This is a genomic window from Rhizobium altiplani, assembly GCF_001542405.1.
Classification (GTDB): domain Bacteria; phylum Pseudomonadota; class Alphaproteobacteria; order Rhizobiales; family Rhizobiaceae; genus Rhizobium; species Rhizobium altiplani.
In genome coordinates this window covers 64,103-80,145 of record NZ_LNCD01000092.1, presented here as the reverse complement: position 1 = coordinate 80,145, position 16,043 = coordinate 64,103, and the positions used below count along the sequence as shown (strand labels likewise).

The window sequence follows — 16,043 nt, the reverse complement described above, 5'->3', positions numbered from 1 at the left end:
TAGTAGCAACGAGATTTCGATCAATCGTTCCGGAGAGGCGAAGTGACAAAAGACAAGTTGAAACTGGGCGTGGTTGGTTGCGGCCGTATTGCCCAGGCGGCGCATTTTCCTGCAGTCCAAAAGGCAAGCAATGTCGAGCTGGCAGCGGTATTCGATCCAAGTGCACTGCTTGCCAAGGGCGCGGGTATGCGGCTTGGCGTTCCCGCCTATACCGAGCAGCAGGATTTTCTGAACGCCGACCTCGACGCCGTGCTGATTGCTATCCCTGACCGGTTCCACGTGCCGGTCTCCATCGCCGCCCTCCAGGCCGGCAAGCATGTTCTTGTCGAAAAGCCGGTCGCCGTAACCGCGTCGGAAGCGGAAACATTGATCGACGTTCTCGGCAAAACCGGCCTCCAGTTGCAGGTCGGCAGCATGAAGCGGTTTGATCCGGGCATTGCTCGCGCACGGCAAGTCATCGCCGCAGGCGACATTGGCCGGATCTTGAGTGCGCGTTGCTGGTATCGCGTGATGTCGGAGCTGCGTCCACCCGTCGAGGCAACCTTGTTTCCGGCCATGCTGGTCGATCAAGACGTGCGAAGCCGCGAGACGGCGCTCAAAGCTGCCAACCGGAAGACACATCTTCTGGCGACTCATGGGATCCATACTTTCGATCTGATGCGCTTCCTTCTCGGCGACTTTACAGTGTCGGCAGCAACTATGGCGGTCGACGGCGCCGATCACTCCTGGCACGGCATTGCAACAACGGAGGCCGGTGCTGCTGCATCTTTCGAAGTAACGGCAAGTGTTCATGCCGAATGGACTGAAGGCTTCCAGGTCTACGGCAGCAAGGGACATATCAGCGCCGAGATCCCTTTTCCCTTCTCACGCGCAGCCAGCAAGGTTCGCATTTTCCGAGCCGAGAACTCCAGCTACGAGGAACCGATCTTCGGCGATACGGACGCCTACAAGCTGCAGGTGGAAGCCTTTGCGGCAGCACTCCTCAACGGCCAGCCGGTTCAGCCGACAGCGCTTGATGGCCTAAAGGCGCTCGAAATCGTGGAGTCCGTCAATTTGCTCGCCGCTCGTGCCGAGCCTGATCATCGCAAGTCGGCATGATCGCCATGGGCAGCTCCTCCAAGGCGATTGCCGTGATCGGGAATGTTCAAGCCGACCTGGTAATGCGGCCGGTGGCAGCCTTGCCTCCCCCCGGCGAAGAGCGGTTCGTCGAGGACGTCAGCTTCCGACCCGGGGGCAGCGGCGGCATAACCGGGATGGTGCTTGCGGCAGCCGGAGCGCCAGTTCGACTGTTCGGATCATTAGGTAATGATCCGATCGGTGCGGTTATCCGTTCGATGCTCGCCGCGGTTGGGGTGCAAACTTCCGACATCACGTCGGTCGAGCAGCCGACTAGCATCACGGTGGCGCTGGAGGCAGCTGACAGGGAGCGGTCTTTTCTTACGTCGCGGGGTCATATGGAGACCTTCTCGAAGAGGGATCTCTCAGATGATGCGATGACAGCGCCGATCACGCTTCTGACCGGCTTCTTCACGACCCCGGCCCTTCAGCCCGACGTAGCCGAGCTCGCCAGGCAAGCGCGTCAGAATGGCAGCATCGTATTGTTCGACCCTGGCTCCGACCAGGCCGGCTGGTCAGGATCCGTCCGCGACATGCTCCTTGCTGTGATCCAGGAGTGCCACTGCTTTCTGCCAAACGAGGCGGAGCTACTGGCCCTAACCGGGCACGAGGACGTGATCGAGGCGTTGGAGGAAATGCGGCAAAGCTTCGCCGGAGCGGTGGTCGTGAAGATGGGCGCGAAAGGCTGCCTGGTTTCCGCAAGCACCAACGCTGCCGCCGTCGAGATCCGGTGTGTTCCGATTGAGGGGCCGGATACGACTGGCGCGGGAGACAGTTTCAACGCAGGCTTTGCGCTCGGATTATCCCGCGGACGAGACTGGGCCGGGTCAGCTCGACTTGGGACCGCGATTGCCTCAGCGGTCTTGAAGCAGCCGGCAATGCGGCGCTATCTCACACCTCAGGATCTTGAGAGGCTTGATGAGCCGCCCGGTCATGATGGGAACCAGGTCAAGAATTCTGCGCTGTTGTAGGATCCCTAACGCGGGCTGTACCAGCAGCTCGCCCTCCCGGGGGGATGGCGCGTCACCCGGCTCGCCATCCCTCTTCGCAAACATCGAAATATTGAACCTAGCAGGGTGACCCGAAACTTGAACACCGCCTTGACTCACCAAGCATGGTTATCGGCTGCCGCTCATCGCATCGGACGACGCCTACGGGCACCTTTAGAAAATGGACTGACAAATTGATCCACCTTGGAATCTTCGCCAAAACCTTCGATCGCAAGACAAGCGCCAGTCTTGCCGATGCAATCGCGCTTGCCGGCTATGAGTGCACGCAGTTCAACATGGCGAGCATAGGCCTCGATACCTTGCCGTCGGTCGTGGACGATGGTCACCTCGAAACCGTGCGGCGTGACTTCGCCGCGAGCAACGTGACCATTCCGGTTATCTCTGGCACCTACAATATGATCGCCCCCAACCCGAAGGTTGTCGAAGAAGGAAGACAGGGTTTCCGCGTGCTCGCCGAAGCAAGCAAAGCACTTGGCTACTCGACGATCACCCTTTGCACCGGGACCCGCCATGCCATGGACAAATGGAAAATTCATCCCGACAACGCCGGTGAAGAAGCTTGGAGCGCGTTCCGCGGCGAACTCGACCGGCTGATCGAAATTGCCGAGGCGCACGATGTTGTCCTTGGTGTTGAACCTGAGCCATCGAATGTCATTTCCTCGCCGACGAGTGCGCGGCGCCTCCTCGACGAAGTTGGGAGCAACCGCGTCAAGATCGTGTTCGACCCTTTCAACCTCGTTGAATGGAGCAAACGCGATTATGCGTCCGACACCCTGCTTCGGGCCTACGATCTCCTGGCAGATTCGACGTCTATCATTCATGCACAGGATATGCGCATCGACGGCAGGCCTTGCGCGCCCGGGACAGGCTTCATCGACTTTCCCAGGCTCCTCAACCTGTTTGTCCGAGGCGGCTTCTCGGGTCCAGTCATCGCCCATGGTTTCGATGAGAGCGAAGCCGCGTCGACCGCCGCATTTCTCTCCGATCTTCTTCCGTCAAAGGAGCCGGTCCGCTGATGGGAAAGGGCGCCACGCGTCACCTCTTTCTGTCGCCGCATCTCGACGATGCGCCATTCAGCTGTGCCGGGCTTATCAGAAAGCTGACGAGCGGTGGCGACGACGTCATTACCTCGACCTTCATCACCGCCGACGCCATTGGCGCGCTTACGCCACTCGCGCGCCGGTTTCATGGCGTCTGGAACCGCGGCGACCGTCCCTACGCGATCCGCCGGCAGGAGGATCGGCAGGCCGCAAATTTCCTTCGAGCGCGGTGCCGTCATGAGGGGTTTCCGGATGCGATCTACCGCACGGATGACAATGGGCAGCCGATATACAGCGATATTCCGCAGCTATTTGCCGGACTGAAGCTCGCCGACCAAAAACATGTCGAGGCGGCCAAAGCCAGGCTTGGCCAGATCATCGCTGAGGAACGTCCCGACATTGTTTATGCGCCGATTGGTATCGGCCGTCATGCAGATCATCTCATGGTGGTTGCGGCGGCCAAAGATGTCTGCCTCGGCCGTCAGACGCTCAGGCTTTACGAGGAATTCCCTTATCTGCTCGGGGAATTCCCGGCCGAACACCCGATAACAGTCGAACGCGGCCTCGAGCTCTCGGGTTGGCAACAGTCAGTCCCTGAATTCATCGACGTGGAGCTTGCGGCTCGGATCGAGGCCGCGCTGCTCTATCCGAGCCAGATCTCCGAAATCTTCGGCAACGATGCTGGTCTCGTCGAAGCGATGCGACGACATGCCGAGCGATACGAAGCGCGCTCCGGCAGGGAGAGACTGTGGACACCAGGATACCCAGCACCTTTTGAAGGAGGGTTTGATGCCTGACGATCGTGACAATGAAAGCGCACTTCGCGTTCTCGCGGTCGGGCTTGGCCATATGGGCATTTCGCACGCTGCGGCTATCACTCGCATCGACGGCTTTGAACTGGTCGGCATTTGCAGCCGCTCGGTGCTTTCCATGGAAGTGCCACCTGCCTTGTCATCCGTCGATCGCTTCAATGATTTCGACGAGGCCCTGAAAGGGCTTAAGCCAGACGCGGTCATCATCAGTACTTATCCCGACACCCATGCCGATTTCGCGATCAAGGCAATGCGGGCCGGAGCCCATGTCTTCGTGGAAAAGCCGATGGCGCGGAGTGTTCAAGAGGGTGAACACATGGTCGCCGTCGCCAAGGAAACACAGCGCACTCTCTATATCGGCTACATTCTGCGCGTCCATCCCTCGTGGCGCGAGCTCATTAGGCGCGGCAAAGAACTCGGCAAACCGCTGGTCATGCGGATGAACATCAATCAGCAATCAATTGGGCATTCCTGGACCTGGCATAAAAACCTGATGAAGTCCCTGCCCCCGCTGGTCGACTGCGGCGTGCACTATATCGACGTTATGTGCGAACTGACGGGAGCCAAGCCCGTTCGCGTCCATGGCATCGGCGCGCGGCTCACAGATGAGATCGCCGAGGACCAGTACAATTATGGTCAGTTGCAGGTGGCCTTCGATGATGGCTCGATCGGCTGGTACGAGGTCGGCTGGGGCCCGATGATGAGCGAAGTGGCCTACTTCGTGAAAGACATCGTCGGGCCAAAAGGTGCGGTCAGTATCACGATGAGTGAACAGGGTGACGCCGCCAATGAAGGGGCATCGACGACCGCGTCTTCGGACATCCTGAACCATGTGAAAACGAGCGCGCTGCGGATCCACCATTCTGCGCTCAATCCGGACAATTCCCTGAAACACGCCGACGAAATCATCAGGATGGCCGACGAGCCTGATCATGACGCACTTTGCGAACTTGAGCAGCGCGCGTTTCTCGGCGCCATCCGAACAGGCGCGATCGACACGCCGGACCTCACAGCTGCGGTGGACAGTCTCCGGGTCGTTCTTGCCGCCGACGAGAGTATCCGCACCCGGCGTCACATCGACCTCTAGGCAGAGAAGGTTGCCCGACTTGACGAACGATAGTTTCATCCGATCTCTCAGCGGTGCATCCCTGAATGTCGTCAGTCGCGGCAATCATGGGCTCCCCGTGTTGTTCCAGCACGGCCTCGGCGGTGACGCGCACCAGGTAGCGCGCATTTTCCCCGACGATGAACGGTTCGCTCTGACCACGATCGAATGCGCCGGGCATGGTGGCTCGTCCTGCCCGCAGCCGCGGGCCTTTTCGATAGAGGCCTTCTATCAGGACATGGAAGCATACTCAGCTGGGCGGTTCCCGCACGGCTTTGTTGTGGGCGGCATCTCGATGGGCGCGGCGCTTGCGCTTGCGCTTGCGATCCGGAACCCTTCGCGTGTGCACGGCCTGATCCTGGTGCGCCCCGCATGGTTTCTGGACAAATCTCCTGACAATCTCGAGCCGATCCGGGCAGTCGGCGAATTGCTGCGGAGATACCCGCGCAAGAAGGCTCTCGAGATCTTTGTTTCGAGCGATCTTGCGGCTCGGATAAGGCGATCAAGCCCAGACAACTACAGCACGTTGACCGATTACCTCGGAGAACACCAGCCTGAATGGCTTGGGAAACTGCTGTCGGACATCGCAGGAGACGGTGTGGAATTGTCTACCGAGCAACTTGCGGCCATCAAGGTTCCGACGCTCGTCATCGGCGTCGACGCGGACGACATCCATCCCTTCACGCTCGCCGAGAAACTCCATCGGTTGATCCCTGGCTCCCGGTTTGAAAAGGCGCCGCGGAAAGACGACGTTCACGCCAAACCCAGCTACGCCGAGCGGACAGCCGAGCTCATCCTAGGGTTTCTTGGCGAGATCGAAGAGCCAACGCCAGACAGGCGCGACAGCACCGCGGCCCTGACGAGAAATTAGCGTTGAACTGAATTCCTGCGGGGGCGGCCCGTTCGGCAGACACGACTCGTCATTTTACTGAAGACCATCAATCAGCAACACAAAGAGGAAAATCCGATGCAATGGCTCAAAGAAATCTTCCACGTTGATAAACCAATCATCGCCATGTGCCACCTCCAGGCACTGCCTGGCGATCCGGCCTACGATACGGCCGGGGGCATGAAAATGGTTATCGACAAAGCTCTTGCCGACCTTACGCACCTTCAGGACGGTGGCGTCGATGCGGTCATGTTCTCAAACGAATTCAGCCTTCCCTATCTGACGAAAGTGCGCCCGGAGACCACTGCCGCCATGGCGCGTGTGATTGGCGAGGTGATGCCATCGATCACGATCCCGTTTGGCGTCAACGTCCTTTGGGACCCCATCGCCTCGATCGATCTGGCCGCCGCGACCGGTGCACTGTTCATCCGCGAAATCATCAGCGGCGTCTATGCGAGTGATTTCGGCCTTTGGAATACCAATGTCGGCGATACCATACGCCACAAGATGCGTCTCGCCCCGGACTTGAAGTTGCTTTACAACATTGTTCCCGAGGCCGCCTCCTATCTCGGCAACCGAAACATCGTCGATATTGCAAAGTCCACGGTGTTCAACAATCGTCCGGACGCGCTTTGTGTCTCAGGTCTGACCGCTGGCGCCGAAACCGATACGCAGATCTTGTCGAGCGTCAAAGCCGCAGTTCCCGGTACCGTCGTGCTGTGCAACACCGGTTGCAGGCTCGAGAACGTGGAGCGCCAGCTATCGGTCTCCGATGGCGCGGTTGTAGGATCCACGTTCAAGATTGATGGTGTGTTCGAAAACGCCGTCGATCCGGCCCGTGTGAAGGCGTTCATGGATAAGGTGAAGTCAATTCGACATTAGGCCCCGGTCCCCGGTTTGAATGCACCCCGGGCTTGGGTCCCTACGCTCTCCCCTTGATCGGGTGAGCGAACCTGGGTCGACGCTTAGCGGTGACATGCAGGGGGCTCGCTCTTTTGCATGTTGCCGACCACAAGTTCCATCATTCTGGAGGATTGAGATGGTTTACCCCTTGAAAGACAAAGTCGCTCTGATCACTGGAGCAAGCTCCGGCATCGGACTGGCGACAGCGCGTGCATTGGCTGCGCAGGGCGCTCAGCTTGCCCTGACCGCTCGCCTGGACACTGAGTATTCGAAGCTCGTTGAAGAGTTTTCGGGCCGGGCCTCGATCGTGGCCGCCGACCTGTGTGAAGACGGAATGGTCGAAAAGGTGGTCGACGATCACCTTAGGACTTTTGGCCGAATTGATGTTTTAGTGGCCAGCGCCGGGATGTTCCATCAGGGCTATGTACCGGACGATGATCCCGAAATATGGGACAGACTTATCGGACTGAACGTCAACAGCGTCTTTCGGACAATCCGCCGCGTGCTCCCAAGCATGGTGGCACAACAGGCCGGTGATATTGTCGCACTTAGCTCCGTTTCAGGACATACGGCGATCCACCACGAGCCAGTTTACAGTGCGTCGAAGCACGCCATTCAGGCTTTCATACACGGCCTGCGCCGGCAAGTTGGGCAGCAAAACATTCGTGTGGGGGCTGTTGCTCCAGGTATCGTTTTGACAAAACTTACGGGCTACACGGACGAAGAACAAATAGCAGAAAAGGTCCGACTGGGTGAAGGCGTGCGAGCAGAAGACGTCGCTGACGCGATTACGTTCATGTTGTCGCGCCCTCGACACGTCACCATTCGCGACATGGTGCTGCTCCCGAGCAACCAGCCGATCTGACATTCGCCACGTCGAATGTGTGCTGTACGAATACTAGCCCTCCAGCTAATCACCGCAAACGACAAGACGTCTTCCTCGGGGGGCAGTTGGGGGGCGGATCACGCACCGCGTGCGCTCAGGGCGCGGAAACGAATACCTTGTCTTTCGAGTATGGTGCATGTTGAGACCGGCTGCACGATCTCGTGCAACAGTTATGACAACCTGCAGCAGATCGGCACATCATCCTCTTTTGGATCGCCTGGCAATCTTGTTCGCCGCTGGCATAACTATTCCCCGACGAGAGGCGTTCGAGGGGCCAAACTCACGGCGATGGCCAGCCGGCATACGAGAATCGTTGACCCGGTGTTTGCTTCCCGCGAGCGGAGCTTATCAAAGTATATCGGACGTTACGCGACCTACGGCATTTCGGCTAAATGTCCCTAGTCTGATCTAGGTCCACGCGCTCGCAGTAACGCCAAGCATGAAGGTCCTACATCCATCAATCCATTTGTGCGAGTGCGCGCGTAGATAAGATCCTATAAAGTTGCATCGCACGATATCGCGCATTTTTAGACTTGACTGCACGCGAACGTGCATATCATATGTTGGCAACTGGGGAGGCCAGTGATGGTGGAGCGGAGCATGAAACTGTCCAGGAGAGTCTGTGGGCTGTCACTGCCTGCGCGTAAGGTGTTCAGTCAGCCTTAGGGCGCGCTCAATACCAAAAGATTCTCTTCACCAAAAGATTCTCTTCCCGGCCCGAAATTCAACAAGAAAAGGGGTTCAACCAATGCAATCGATCATTTCTCGTCGTCACCTTCTGAAGACTACCGGAGCCGCTGTTGCTGCGGCGACGGCCAGTAGTCTTTTCGGCCGCTACGCGCAGGCGCAAGACGCCGAACTGTCTGTGTTCGGCCCGCTACCGCCAGATCCCGCTCCTCCCGGAGCGGCGAAGTTTGCTGAGGCGGCATTCGAAGCGTGGAAAGCGGCAAATGCGACGTCCGTAAACTATGAGATGCTGGCGTGGCCGCAACTTCATGACCGCATGGCAACTGCCTTCGCATCGGGATCCGCACCTTGGGATATCATGTACATGTGCGCGTGGGTCCCCGAGTTCGAAAGCTTCCTCTATCCTTTCGTCGACGATCTCCCGGCCGAATTGATCGCCGACCTTCCGGAGTCCAGTTTTAAGACGGTCACGTGGAAGGGCAAGCGCTATGGAACCGTCTTCACGCTCTCGCTGCTCAATCTCTTCTATAACAAAGAGCATCTTGAACAGGCGGGTATCAAGGAGCCCCCAAAAAATTGGGACGACTTCAAGCGATTTACGAAAGAGTTGACCCGCGACGGACGTTTTGGCTACGTCTCGAACTATGCGGAGGCGGCCGGCATCGGCGGGGCCGCGAGCTACTGGATGGCATTTCTGCAGCAGGCTGGCGGTACGATGTACGGCGAAGACGGCATGCCGGTCTTTAAAGGTGATGCCGGCGTCGATGCTCTCCAGATGATGCTCGATCTGAAGGCGGCCGGAACCGAGCCGGGTTCGATCTCCTACGCCGGGATCAATGACGCCACCAACGTCTTCTCATCCGGTCGCGCGTCGATGATGATGAACTGGCCATTTATGTGGGCGACGGCGCAGGATCCCAAACAGTCGAACATCGTCGGAAAGATGGGCGCTACGATACTTCCTGCGGGCCCTGCAGGTTCCGCCTCGATCGACGGCACGGACGCCTGGACGATTAGCAATGCCAGCCAACATCCTGACAAGGCCCGAAAGCTGGTTGAGTTCTTTATGTCAAAAGAAATTCAGAAGCGTCAGGCACTCGATACCGGGTGGTTGCCGTCTCGACTGTCTGTCCTGGGTGATCCGGAGGTCCAGGCGGCACTGCCGATCGCAAAGGTGGTGCTTGAGCAGGCGCAACACCCCTATGAGAGTTTTGTCACGCCAGACTTTACCGAGGTAACGCAGGCGATTGGCACTGAAGTTCAGAAGGCGCTGCAAGGACAGAAGACGGCTATGGAGGCCATTGCTGAAGCGCACGATCTGGTGACGGCGATCGTCAAACGTCGCGGATGATGTCCCCAGAGGTGATATAGATGGCCACAACATTCGAGAAACGCCGACAGATGGTCGGCGTTGTTCTTATCGCGCCTGCACTAATCGTCATAGCCGGGATCCTTGGTTATCCGATCGTAAGGTCGGCATTGCTCGCGCTCCATGACGTCAAGCTCAGAGCCGGCAAACTCGATCAGGTCTGGGTTGGACTGGCGAACTTTAGGCAGATGTTTTCTGACCAAGGTCTGCAGCACGCCGCATTAAACACGCTTTACTTTTCCGCAATGGAGGTCATCCTCGTTGTCGGGATCGGTTTGGGCGTTGCGCTGCTTTTGAACCAGCCACAGGGCAGAAGTGGGTTTCTAAAGATATTGCTTGTTGTCCCTTGGGCAATCGCCCCGGTGGCCAACGCCGTGCTGTGGAAGTGGATTCTCAACTCCAACTACGGGGTTTTGAATGCCCTGCTAAAGACACTTGGGCTGATTGATGGCTACCAGGTCTGGCTGGGGACGCCGTTCAGTGCATTGAATTTCCTGCTTCTCGTCGACGTATGGAAGTCTATACCTTTTGTCACACTCCTGATGCTGGCGGGTCTCCAGCGGGTGCCTGTCGCCCTGCACAAGGCAGCGTACATGGATGGCGCAAACAGCTTCCAAAGCTTTCGCTATATCACACTGCCAGCCATCAAGGACGCTATCGGGATTGCAGTGATCCTCCAGACGATCTGGTCGCTACGGGTATTTGACATCATTTTCGTTCTCACGCGTGGGGGCCCCGCTGACGGAACAGTGCTTCTGAATTTCCTGGCCTACCGGGTCACGTTCAATTTCCTTGATATCGGCTACGGCGCGGCAATCGCGAACGTCATCTTCATCCTGACGTTCATGCTTGCCATTGGCTATCTGTGGCTCCTCAAACCCAAGCCCACGGCAGGTGCAAAATGAGCTTTCAGGCCTATCGCAACGGCGGGCCAGTCAAAAGGGTCGCTGTCTATTTCGGGTTGACGGTGTTTGTTGTCTGGTCAATTGCACCGATCGTATGGCTTATTGTGTCGAGCCTGCTGGAACAAAGTGCGTTGATCGCCCAGCCACCGGATCTTTCGCCATCCAACTTTACGGTCGACAACTTCGTCACCGTGGCGGCATCTGCAGCTGCGCTCGGGCGTGGCGTGGTAAACTCGCTCATCGTCTCGCTGTTCTCCACGGCACTCGCCCTGGCTTTGGGAGCACCGGCAGCCTACGCGCTCGCTCGCCTGTCCGTTCCCTTTTCGAATGCGCTCGGGTTTATCATTCTTGCAACACAGATGCTGCCGGGGATCGCGATTGCAATACCGCTGTTTCTGATCATCAGCTATTTGGGCCTGATCGACAGCGTGCTGACCTTGGGCGTCGTTTATCTGTCGTTCAACCTCCCGATCGTCATCTGGATTTTGCGCGGATTTTTCCTCAGCATTCCCGTCGGGATCGAAAAGGCAGCAGCCGTCGACGGCGCGGGTGTACTGCGAACGTTCTGGTACATCATCTTGCCGATTTCGATCCCCCCTATGGGAGCAGCCGCCGTGTTCGCGTTCATTGAGGCGTGGAACGAATTCTTCTTCGCTTTGATACTGACACGACAGAGCGCGCAAACAGTGCCGCTCGCGATCGCCCAGTTTGCGGGACAATATCAAACAGTGTTCGGGCAGATGATGGCGGCTGCCGTGATCAGCGTCGCGCCCGTCATCGTGATCGCAACAATCTTCCGGGACCAGATCATCCGCGGTTTCGCCGACGGCATGATGAAAGGATAGACAGTGACTGACGTAAGGTTGAAAGAGGTTTCCAAACGCTTCGGTAGCTTCCAAGTCTGCCACAATATCGATCTTGATATAAAGGCAGGCGAATTCATCACGCTTCTGGGCTCGTCCGGTTGCGGCAAAACCACCACCCTCAACATGGTCGCGGGCCTTGAAGACAGCACCTCCGGTGACATTCTGATTGGCGGAAGACGTGTCAATGACTTGTCGCCGGTCGAGCGCGACGTGGCGATGGTGTTCCAGAACTATGCGCTCTATCCGCATATGACAGTTGCGCAGAATATCGGGTTTACGCTGAAGATGCGCGGCGTCGCCGCATCAGTGATCCGGGAGAAGGTCCAGAAACTTGCAGCCTCTCTGGAACTCGACCATGTACTTGAGAGATTTCCAGCGCAGCTCTCCGGGGGGCAGCAACAAAGAGTAGCGATCGGCCGCGCCCTCATTCGAGAGCCGCGTATCTTCTTGTTCGATGAGCCATTCTCGAACCTTGATGCTTCGCTCCGAGTAAAGATGCGCACGGAAGTCAAGCAACTACATGTGCAGCAGAACGTGACTTCGATTTTCGTGACCCATGACCAGGAAGAGGCGATGTCGATATCGGACAGGATCGCCGTCATGTATCGCGGGCGCGTTGAGCAGTTTGGCACCCCCGAGGAAATCTATGCACGACCGGCCACCCGTTACGTCGCTTCGTTTATCGGGAGCCCGCAGATCGAGCTCCTCGATGGGGTTTTAGCCGAAGCAAACGGATCTATGTTCATTCGTGCCGGCGAGCAGACGCTTCCGGTGAACGTTGCTCCACGCAATTTCAAGGTCGGCAGACCAGTGGAGTTCGGCGTTCGGCCGGAGCACGTTCGCCTCGGTGAAACCGGACTTGAAGGCCGGGTGCATATGCTTCAGCCGGTCGGGCCGGCGACCCATGTAAACATCGATACAGCGGCTGGCAAGTTCACTGCAAGCGTGCCGGGCTTCCTCCAGGCTAAAACAGGTGATGCAGTCAAAATCGATATTCAGGCGCCGCATGTGCATGTATTCGACAAGGAAACAGGTGTTCGACTTTGAAGGTCCGTTAGTTATAGATGGCGGTGGTGTCTGCGTTTCCTCGTTAACAGGAGGCCACCGGTTCTGCCCTATGTATACGCAGGCAACCGGTTGCCGCATCGGATCGTGCCGCACGCACGACTGGCCACCCCGGCGAGATCTTCGAAAGGCTTCCCGTTGGACGGAAACGTTCCGCACGCCAACGTCGATGGATTTCCTGCGTCTGCATCATCGTCGCTCACCGTCCGATCAGGAGGTCATCCAGCTTATCTCCGCTTTGCATATCAGTGACAAGCCTCCGGAAATCAATCGTGTGATTGTGGGCATGACAGGCGCCCGACGGATCGGAGCTAACGCGCCTTTCGCGTTCGTGAGGTGATCTTGCGATGATGCCAGCTATCGAGCAGCATCAACGGTTCTATAATGGAACCAGCCGGAAACGAAATCTCACCGCCATTCGGACCCCGGAGAATAGCCGAAAGTCCAACGTGGCTCCTGGCCTGGGAGGGGCATCAACGCCTGCCATTAGGTTCACTCGGCTGTTGTCGATCCCTGCTCGACGACGGCCGTTTCCCTCTCGGCTTTCTATACCGGTCGTGCCGCAGCTCGGCTTAGCGCCCATCCTCCTCGCCGGCCACGGGGTAAATCTCTAGTGGCCATTCTTCATCCCAACGCTTCGCGCGCCATAGCGAAAGTCATGAACATGCGCAGCCGCGGTCGAGAGCGAGGCCACGTGGTAGCGGCGCGAGACCTCCATGAATTCTTATAAATTGCTTGGAGAGGATGATGGCGAACACATTGCCCCTTTGCCCCCTGCAAATGAACTCGCTTCGGCGGCTGAAACAGGGCCGCACGCTTGAAGAGGTTGCCATAATCGAGGGCCGAAGTATCGGTGACATAGAGCGTTGTTTGGCCGATGCATTGGTGCTGCTCGGCGTGGCGTCGATCGAGGAAGCCATTCTCAAGATCGAACACGCTCAATCGGAGTAAGCATAATGATGCAGCTCCTAACCTGCTAAGGCTCCTGCATCACCTGCAAGAGGCTTGAACCTGCCAACGTTCGGAGGCTAATCAAACGTTCGTTCGAGGCAACTCACAGTATTGCCGTGACCGCCTGGGATTCTCAGTTGCGGCCGGAGCCACTTGCTGGCAGCCCCGGCGATGACGCATGGCTACTGGCCCGCCCCGCTTTGATCAAACGCGACCGCCTCCCCACGGCAACGTGACATCGCCTATGCACCGGCCGCTGGACGATTACGAGAACCTCAATGGTGCCATGTGCCGCAAGGAAGCCCGTACCCTGTCGCAGTCATTGACGCTGCGACAGGTGCGTCGGCTGCTGAAGCGGATACGAGCTGGAGGCGCAGCGTCAACCCGGCACAAGGCGATAGGCCGACCGTCGAACACCGGATCATGCAAAGGATTTTCGCGGCCTAACCGCGGTTTCCCGACGCGGGAACCTGAACAAGCGGAAGCGACGCAGCAACTGGAGGCTTGGCGCGCGAACCCGCCCAAGCATCCTGCGATCAGACAAAGGTGAAGTCGGAGGGGGTAAGGTGCATGTTAGCCAGGTCTGAGACGCTACCTACTTCCGACAAGTGGGCGAAGACATCCACGTGATTAGGCGAAGTAACATACGCTAAATCGACGGTCCTGGTATCGGCGTTGTGGTAGACGATGATGTCGCCGGCGCTCTCTCCGGATATAGCGCTCGTTGCGTCAGACCCGCTGGCGAAACTCTGGTCTGTGATTACCACGACGTGTTCACCGCTCGCACCCGAGGCCTTGCCCTCATAGAAGGTATCAACGGTGGAACCCGCCTGAAGGTCGGCGTGATTGATAAAGTTCGCACCACTATTATCGTTGCCCAATCCCTTCACATCGAAAGCGAAAGTATCTTGAGCCGGGTTAAAATCCAGGATCGTCGATACCGGTTCCGGGATTGGCCCAAAATAAAGCCCCGGCTCTGGAGTGCCCGGCGTCGGATTGTGGAACTGGAAAACGAACGTGTCGGAGCCTTCGCCTCCTGCCAACGAATCCCTACCGTCCCCCACGAAGAGTGTGTCATTGCCTCTTCCACCATCGATATAGTCGTCGTCGTGACTAATGATGCGCGGCTGGTCGTGCCCATTGTCGCCGGAGAGAATGTCGTTACCGTCATCGCCATGGATTTGATCGCCGCCCGGACCACCGATCACATGGTCGTCCCCCCTCCACTGAACACGCGGTCGGCGCCCGCACGAGCGTAGATCTTGTCATCGCCACCTTTGCCAACGATCATATCGTTACCATTGCTGCCCTCGATGATATCATTGGATTCTGTTCCCAAATACATGCTTCTAAAGCTCCTAATGTTACTAGGTTTGGTTATTACGGGACTCCCTATAACCGCGACCACCCACTCTGTGAAATTCTCTGTTTGAATACAAAGCATCGACGGAACGGATGATTAAGCGCACATCAAGAACAACGTTGGCCTCCCGTGGTGCCGATTAAAAAGCTCGATCCGATTCTACGGCTGGTTCTCAAATCGGGTTTGTCACGTTGGCACGATTTGTGGTCAGGTCGTGAATTGGCTCTTTGAATGCGAATGATTGTTAAGCGTCTTTTGCTCCACGCCCGGTTACTGTCTTTCCGAGGCCGTTAAGTGTGCGGCCGGGCACCCACTGGTCGACTGACAAGGTTACGGCAAATCACCGTCCGTCACTGGGACATCGGGGACTGTATTGATGGGGTTGTCTTCTCTGTTCGGCGTGGTGAGGTCAAACACCTTCTGACTGTCCGTAGCTACGGTTATTGATGTCTTCGCAGTATCGCGCTTCTCTCCGGGATCCACTGTGCGGCCCTCACACTATGGGACCAGAAGAATGAGGCGGAACAATTTAATCGGCGACCTGATCGCAAAAAACGACCGTACTAAACAACCACGCGAACTCACCATCCGTCGTCCTGCGAAGGACATCTTTCCACCGGCGGCGAAATCTTCTTGTCTCCTTTTTCTCGTTACCCTGATTGCTAACTACGCAGCAACAGGCAGCCTCTCCTGTGTCCAGCAGAATTCGGTTCCGTCACTCCACAATGCAATGCATGATCACCGCAAGCCGTCGGGCCAAGGCTACAACCGCCTTTTGCCTACCGCGGCGTTTGGCGATATTCATCGCCCACGCTTTTTAGCCACGACAATTTCTTAATGGTTACAAGCAGGACTTGCGCTGCTTCGTACAGCAGGGATCGCATCATCGCGTCACCGCAACAAGATACCCGCCCGCCCCGTTTGCTTTCACCAACTCGTTCAGTCTCGGCGCTATTATGGACGCGTCGAACGGCGGCTGGCTTTGGGTCGCCAGGTTGATGAGAGTGAGGTCGCCGCAAGGTTCAAGAACGGTCCTTTTACGAAGACCGAGAAGGAGCGAACCAACGTCAAGCGCC

General features: G+C 57.5%; 16 protein-coding genes and 1 pseudogene. 14 read left to right on the top strand and 3 right to left on the bottom strand.

The features are described 5' to 3' along the window. The first annotated feature begins 42 nt into the window (after window positions 1-42). The 14 genes from AS026_RS22525 to AS026_RS22465 all read left to right on the top strand — a co-directional run bounded on the left by AS026_RS22525 (window position 43) and on the right by AS026_RS22465 (window position 13,604). The gene (locus tag AS026_RS22525; RefSeq protein WP_007539707.1) at window positions 43-1,098 is read left to right on the top strand and encodes a Gfo/Idh/MocA family protein; all 1,056 of its coding nucleotides are present in this window, start codon (window positions 43-45) and stop codon (window positions 1,096-1,098) included. Further along, window positions 1,095-2,087, top strand: coding sequence for a carbohydrate kinase family protein (locus AS026_RS22520; protein ID WP_007539704.1), 993 nt, complete (start codon window positions 1,095-1,097; stop codon window positions 2,085-2,087). Before AS026_RS22525 ends, AS026_RS22520 begins: the two co-directional genes overlap by 4 nt. A gap of 212 nt (window positions 2,088-2,299) precedes the next feature. Next, window positions 2,300-3,142, top strand: coding sequence for a sugar phosphate isomerase/epimerase family protein (locus tag AS026_RS22515; protein WP_100248116.1), 843 nt, complete (start codon window positions 2,300-2,302; stop codon window positions 3,140-3,142). Continuing rightward, entirely contained in the window at window positions 3,142-3,963 is an 822-nt protein-coding gene (locus AS026_RS22510) for a PIG-L deacetylase family protein (protein ID WP_007539700.1), read from the top strand. Before AS026_RS22515 ends, AS026_RS22510 begins: the two co-directional genes overlap by 1 nt. Beyond that, entirely contained in the window at window positions 3,956-5,065 is a 1,110-nt protein-coding gene (locus AS026_RS22505) for a Gfo/Idh/MocA family protein (RefSeq protein ID WP_007539698.1), read from the top strand. The genes AS026_RS22510 and AS026_RS22505 overlap by 8 nt, the downstream gene beginning before the upstream one ends. A 19-nt stretch (window positions 5,066-5,084) precedes the next feature. Continuing rightward, window positions 5,085-5,954: an alpha/beta fold hydrolase gene (locus AS026_RS22500; protein WP_157224565.1), complete on the top strand. Its 870-nt coding sequence runs from the start codon at window positions 5,085-5,087 to the stop codon at window positions 5,952-5,954. A 96-nt stretch (window positions 5,955-6,050) separates the two neighbouring features. Further along, on the top strand, window positions 6,051-6,854 hold the full coding sequence (locus AS026_RS22495; protein WP_007539694.1) for a BtpA/SgcQ family protein: 804 nt from the start codon (window positions 6,051-6,053) through the stop codon (window positions 6,852-6,854). A gap of 157 nt (window positions 6,855-7,011) precedes the next feature. Then, window positions 7,012-7,740 carry an SDR family oxidoreductase gene (locus tag AS026_RS22490; RefSeq protein WP_007539692.1) on the top strand — a complete coding sequence of 243 codons (729 nt, stop codon included), beginning with the start codon at window positions 7,012-7,014 and terminating at the stop codon, window positions 7,738-7,740. 769 nt (window positions 7,741-8,509) lie between these two features. Further along, window positions 8,510-9,799 carry an ABC transporter substrate-binding protein gene (locus tag AS026_RS22485; RefSeq protein ID WP_007539690.1) on the top strand — a complete coding sequence of 430 codons (1,290 nt, stop codon included), beginning with the start codon at window positions 8,510-8,512 and terminating at the stop codon, window positions 9,797-9,799. 20 nt (window positions 9,800-9,819) lie between these two features. Then, window positions 9,820-10,722 (top strand): carbohydrate ABC transporter permease, encoded by a 903-nt coding sequence (locus tag AS026_RS22480; RefSeq protein ID WP_007539688.1) that lies wholly within the window; start codon window positions 9,820-9,822, stop codon window positions 10,720-10,722. Then, entirely contained in the window at window positions 10,719-11,567 is an 849-nt protein-coding gene (locus AS026_RS22475) for a carbohydrate ABC transporter permease (RefSeq protein ID WP_007539685.1), read from the top strand. Before AS026_RS22480 ends, AS026_RS22475 begins: the two co-directional genes overlap by 4 nt. A 3-nt stretch (window positions 11,568-11,570) precedes the next feature. Beyond that, window positions 11,571-12,635 (top strand): ABC transporter ATP-binding protein, encoded by a 1,065-nt coding sequence (locus AS026_RS22470; RefSeq protein WP_007539684.1) that lies wholly within the window; start codon window positions 11,571-11,573, stop codon window positions 12,633-12,635. Then, window positions 12,565-12,993: an MFS transporter gene (locus tag AS026_RS40280; protein WP_341872177.1), complete on the top strand. Its 429-nt coding sequence runs from the start codon at window positions 12,565-12,567 to the stop codon at window positions 12,991-12,993. The genes AS026_RS22470 and AS026_RS40280 overlap by 71 nt, the downstream gene beginning before the upstream one ends. Before the next feature lie 407 nt (window positions 12,994-13,400). Continuing rightward, a complete protein-coding gene (locus tag AS026_RS22465; protein WP_062368635.1) occupies window positions 13,401-13,604 on the top strand; it encodes a hypothetical protein in 204 nt (67 codons plus the stop codon). Between the two features lie 536 nt (window positions 13,605-14,140). Here the strand turns inward: AS026_RS22465 and AS026_RS22460 are convergent. The 3 genes and pseudogenes from AS026_RS22460 to AS026_RS40270 form a co-directional block, all read right to left on the bottom strand. Beyond that, window positions 14,141-14,812, bottom strand: coding sequence for a calcium-binding protein (locus tag AS026_RS22460; protein ID WP_007539680.1), 672 nt, complete (start codon window positions 14,810-14,812; stop codon window positions 14,141-14,143). Then, a complete protein-coding gene (locus tag AS026_RS44250) occupies window positions 14,809-14,949 on the bottom strand; it encodes a hypothetical protein (RefSeq protein WP_328285769.1) in 141 nt (46 codons plus the stop codon). The genes AS026_RS22460 and AS026_RS44250 overlap by 4 nt, the downstream gene beginning before the upstream one ends. Window positions 14,950-15,633: 684 nt before the next feature. Next, a pseudogene (locus tag AS026_RS40270) lies at window positions 15,634-15,899 on the bottom strand (transposase); the annotation flags it as partial. Window positions 15,900-16,043: the final 144 nt, after the last annotated feature.

What these genes read in the sequence shown, in the direction of transcription:
- AS026_RS22520 (WP_007539704.1), top strand. Translation starts at nt 1,095, where the DNA reads ATGATCGCCATGGGCAGCTCCTCCAAGGCGATTGCCGTGATCGGGAAT.
- AS026_RS22510 (WP_007539700.1), top strand. Translation starts at nt 3,142, where the DNA reads ATGGGAAAGGGCGCCACGCGTCACCTCTTTCTGTCGCCGCATCTCGAC.
- AS026_RS22505 (WP_007539698.1), top strand. Translation starts at nt 3,956, where the DNA reads ATGCCTGACGATCGTGACAATGAAAGCGCACTTCGCGTTCTCGCGGTC.
- AS026_RS22495 (WP_007539694.1), top strand. Translation starts at nt 6,051, where the DNA reads ATGCAATGGCTCAAAGAAATCTTCCACGTTGATAAACCAATCATCGCC.
- AS026_RS22490 (WP_007539692.1), top strand. Translation starts at nt 7,012, where the DNA reads ATGGTTTACCCCTTGAAAGACAAAGTCGCTCTGATCACTGGAGCAAGC.
- AS026_RS22485 (WP_007539690.1), top strand. Translation starts at nt 8,510, where the DNA reads ATGCAATCGATCATTTCTCGTCGTCACCTTCTGAAGACTACCGGAGCC.
- AS026_RS22480 (WP_007539688.1), top strand. Translation starts at nt 9,820, where the DNA reads ATGGCCACAACATTCGAGAAACGCCGACAGATGGTCGGCGTTGTTCTT.
- AS026_RS22475 (WP_007539685.1), top strand. Translation starts at nt 10,719, where the DNA reads ATGAGCTTTCAGGCCTATCGCAACGGCGGGCCAGTCAAAAGGGTCGCT.
- AS026_RS40280 (WP_341872177.1), top strand. Translation starts at nt 12,565, where the DNA reads ATGCAGTCAAAATCGATATTCAGGCGCCGCATGTGCATGTATTCGACA.
- AS026_RS22465 (WP_062368635.1), top strand. Translation starts at nt 13,401, where the DNA reads ATGGCGAACACATTGCCCCTTTGCCCCCTGCAAATGAACTCGCTTCGG.
- AS026_RS44250 (WP_328285769.1), bottom strand. Translation starts at nt 14,949, where the DNA reads ATGTATTTGGGAACAGAATCCAATGATATCATCGAGGGCAGCAATGGT.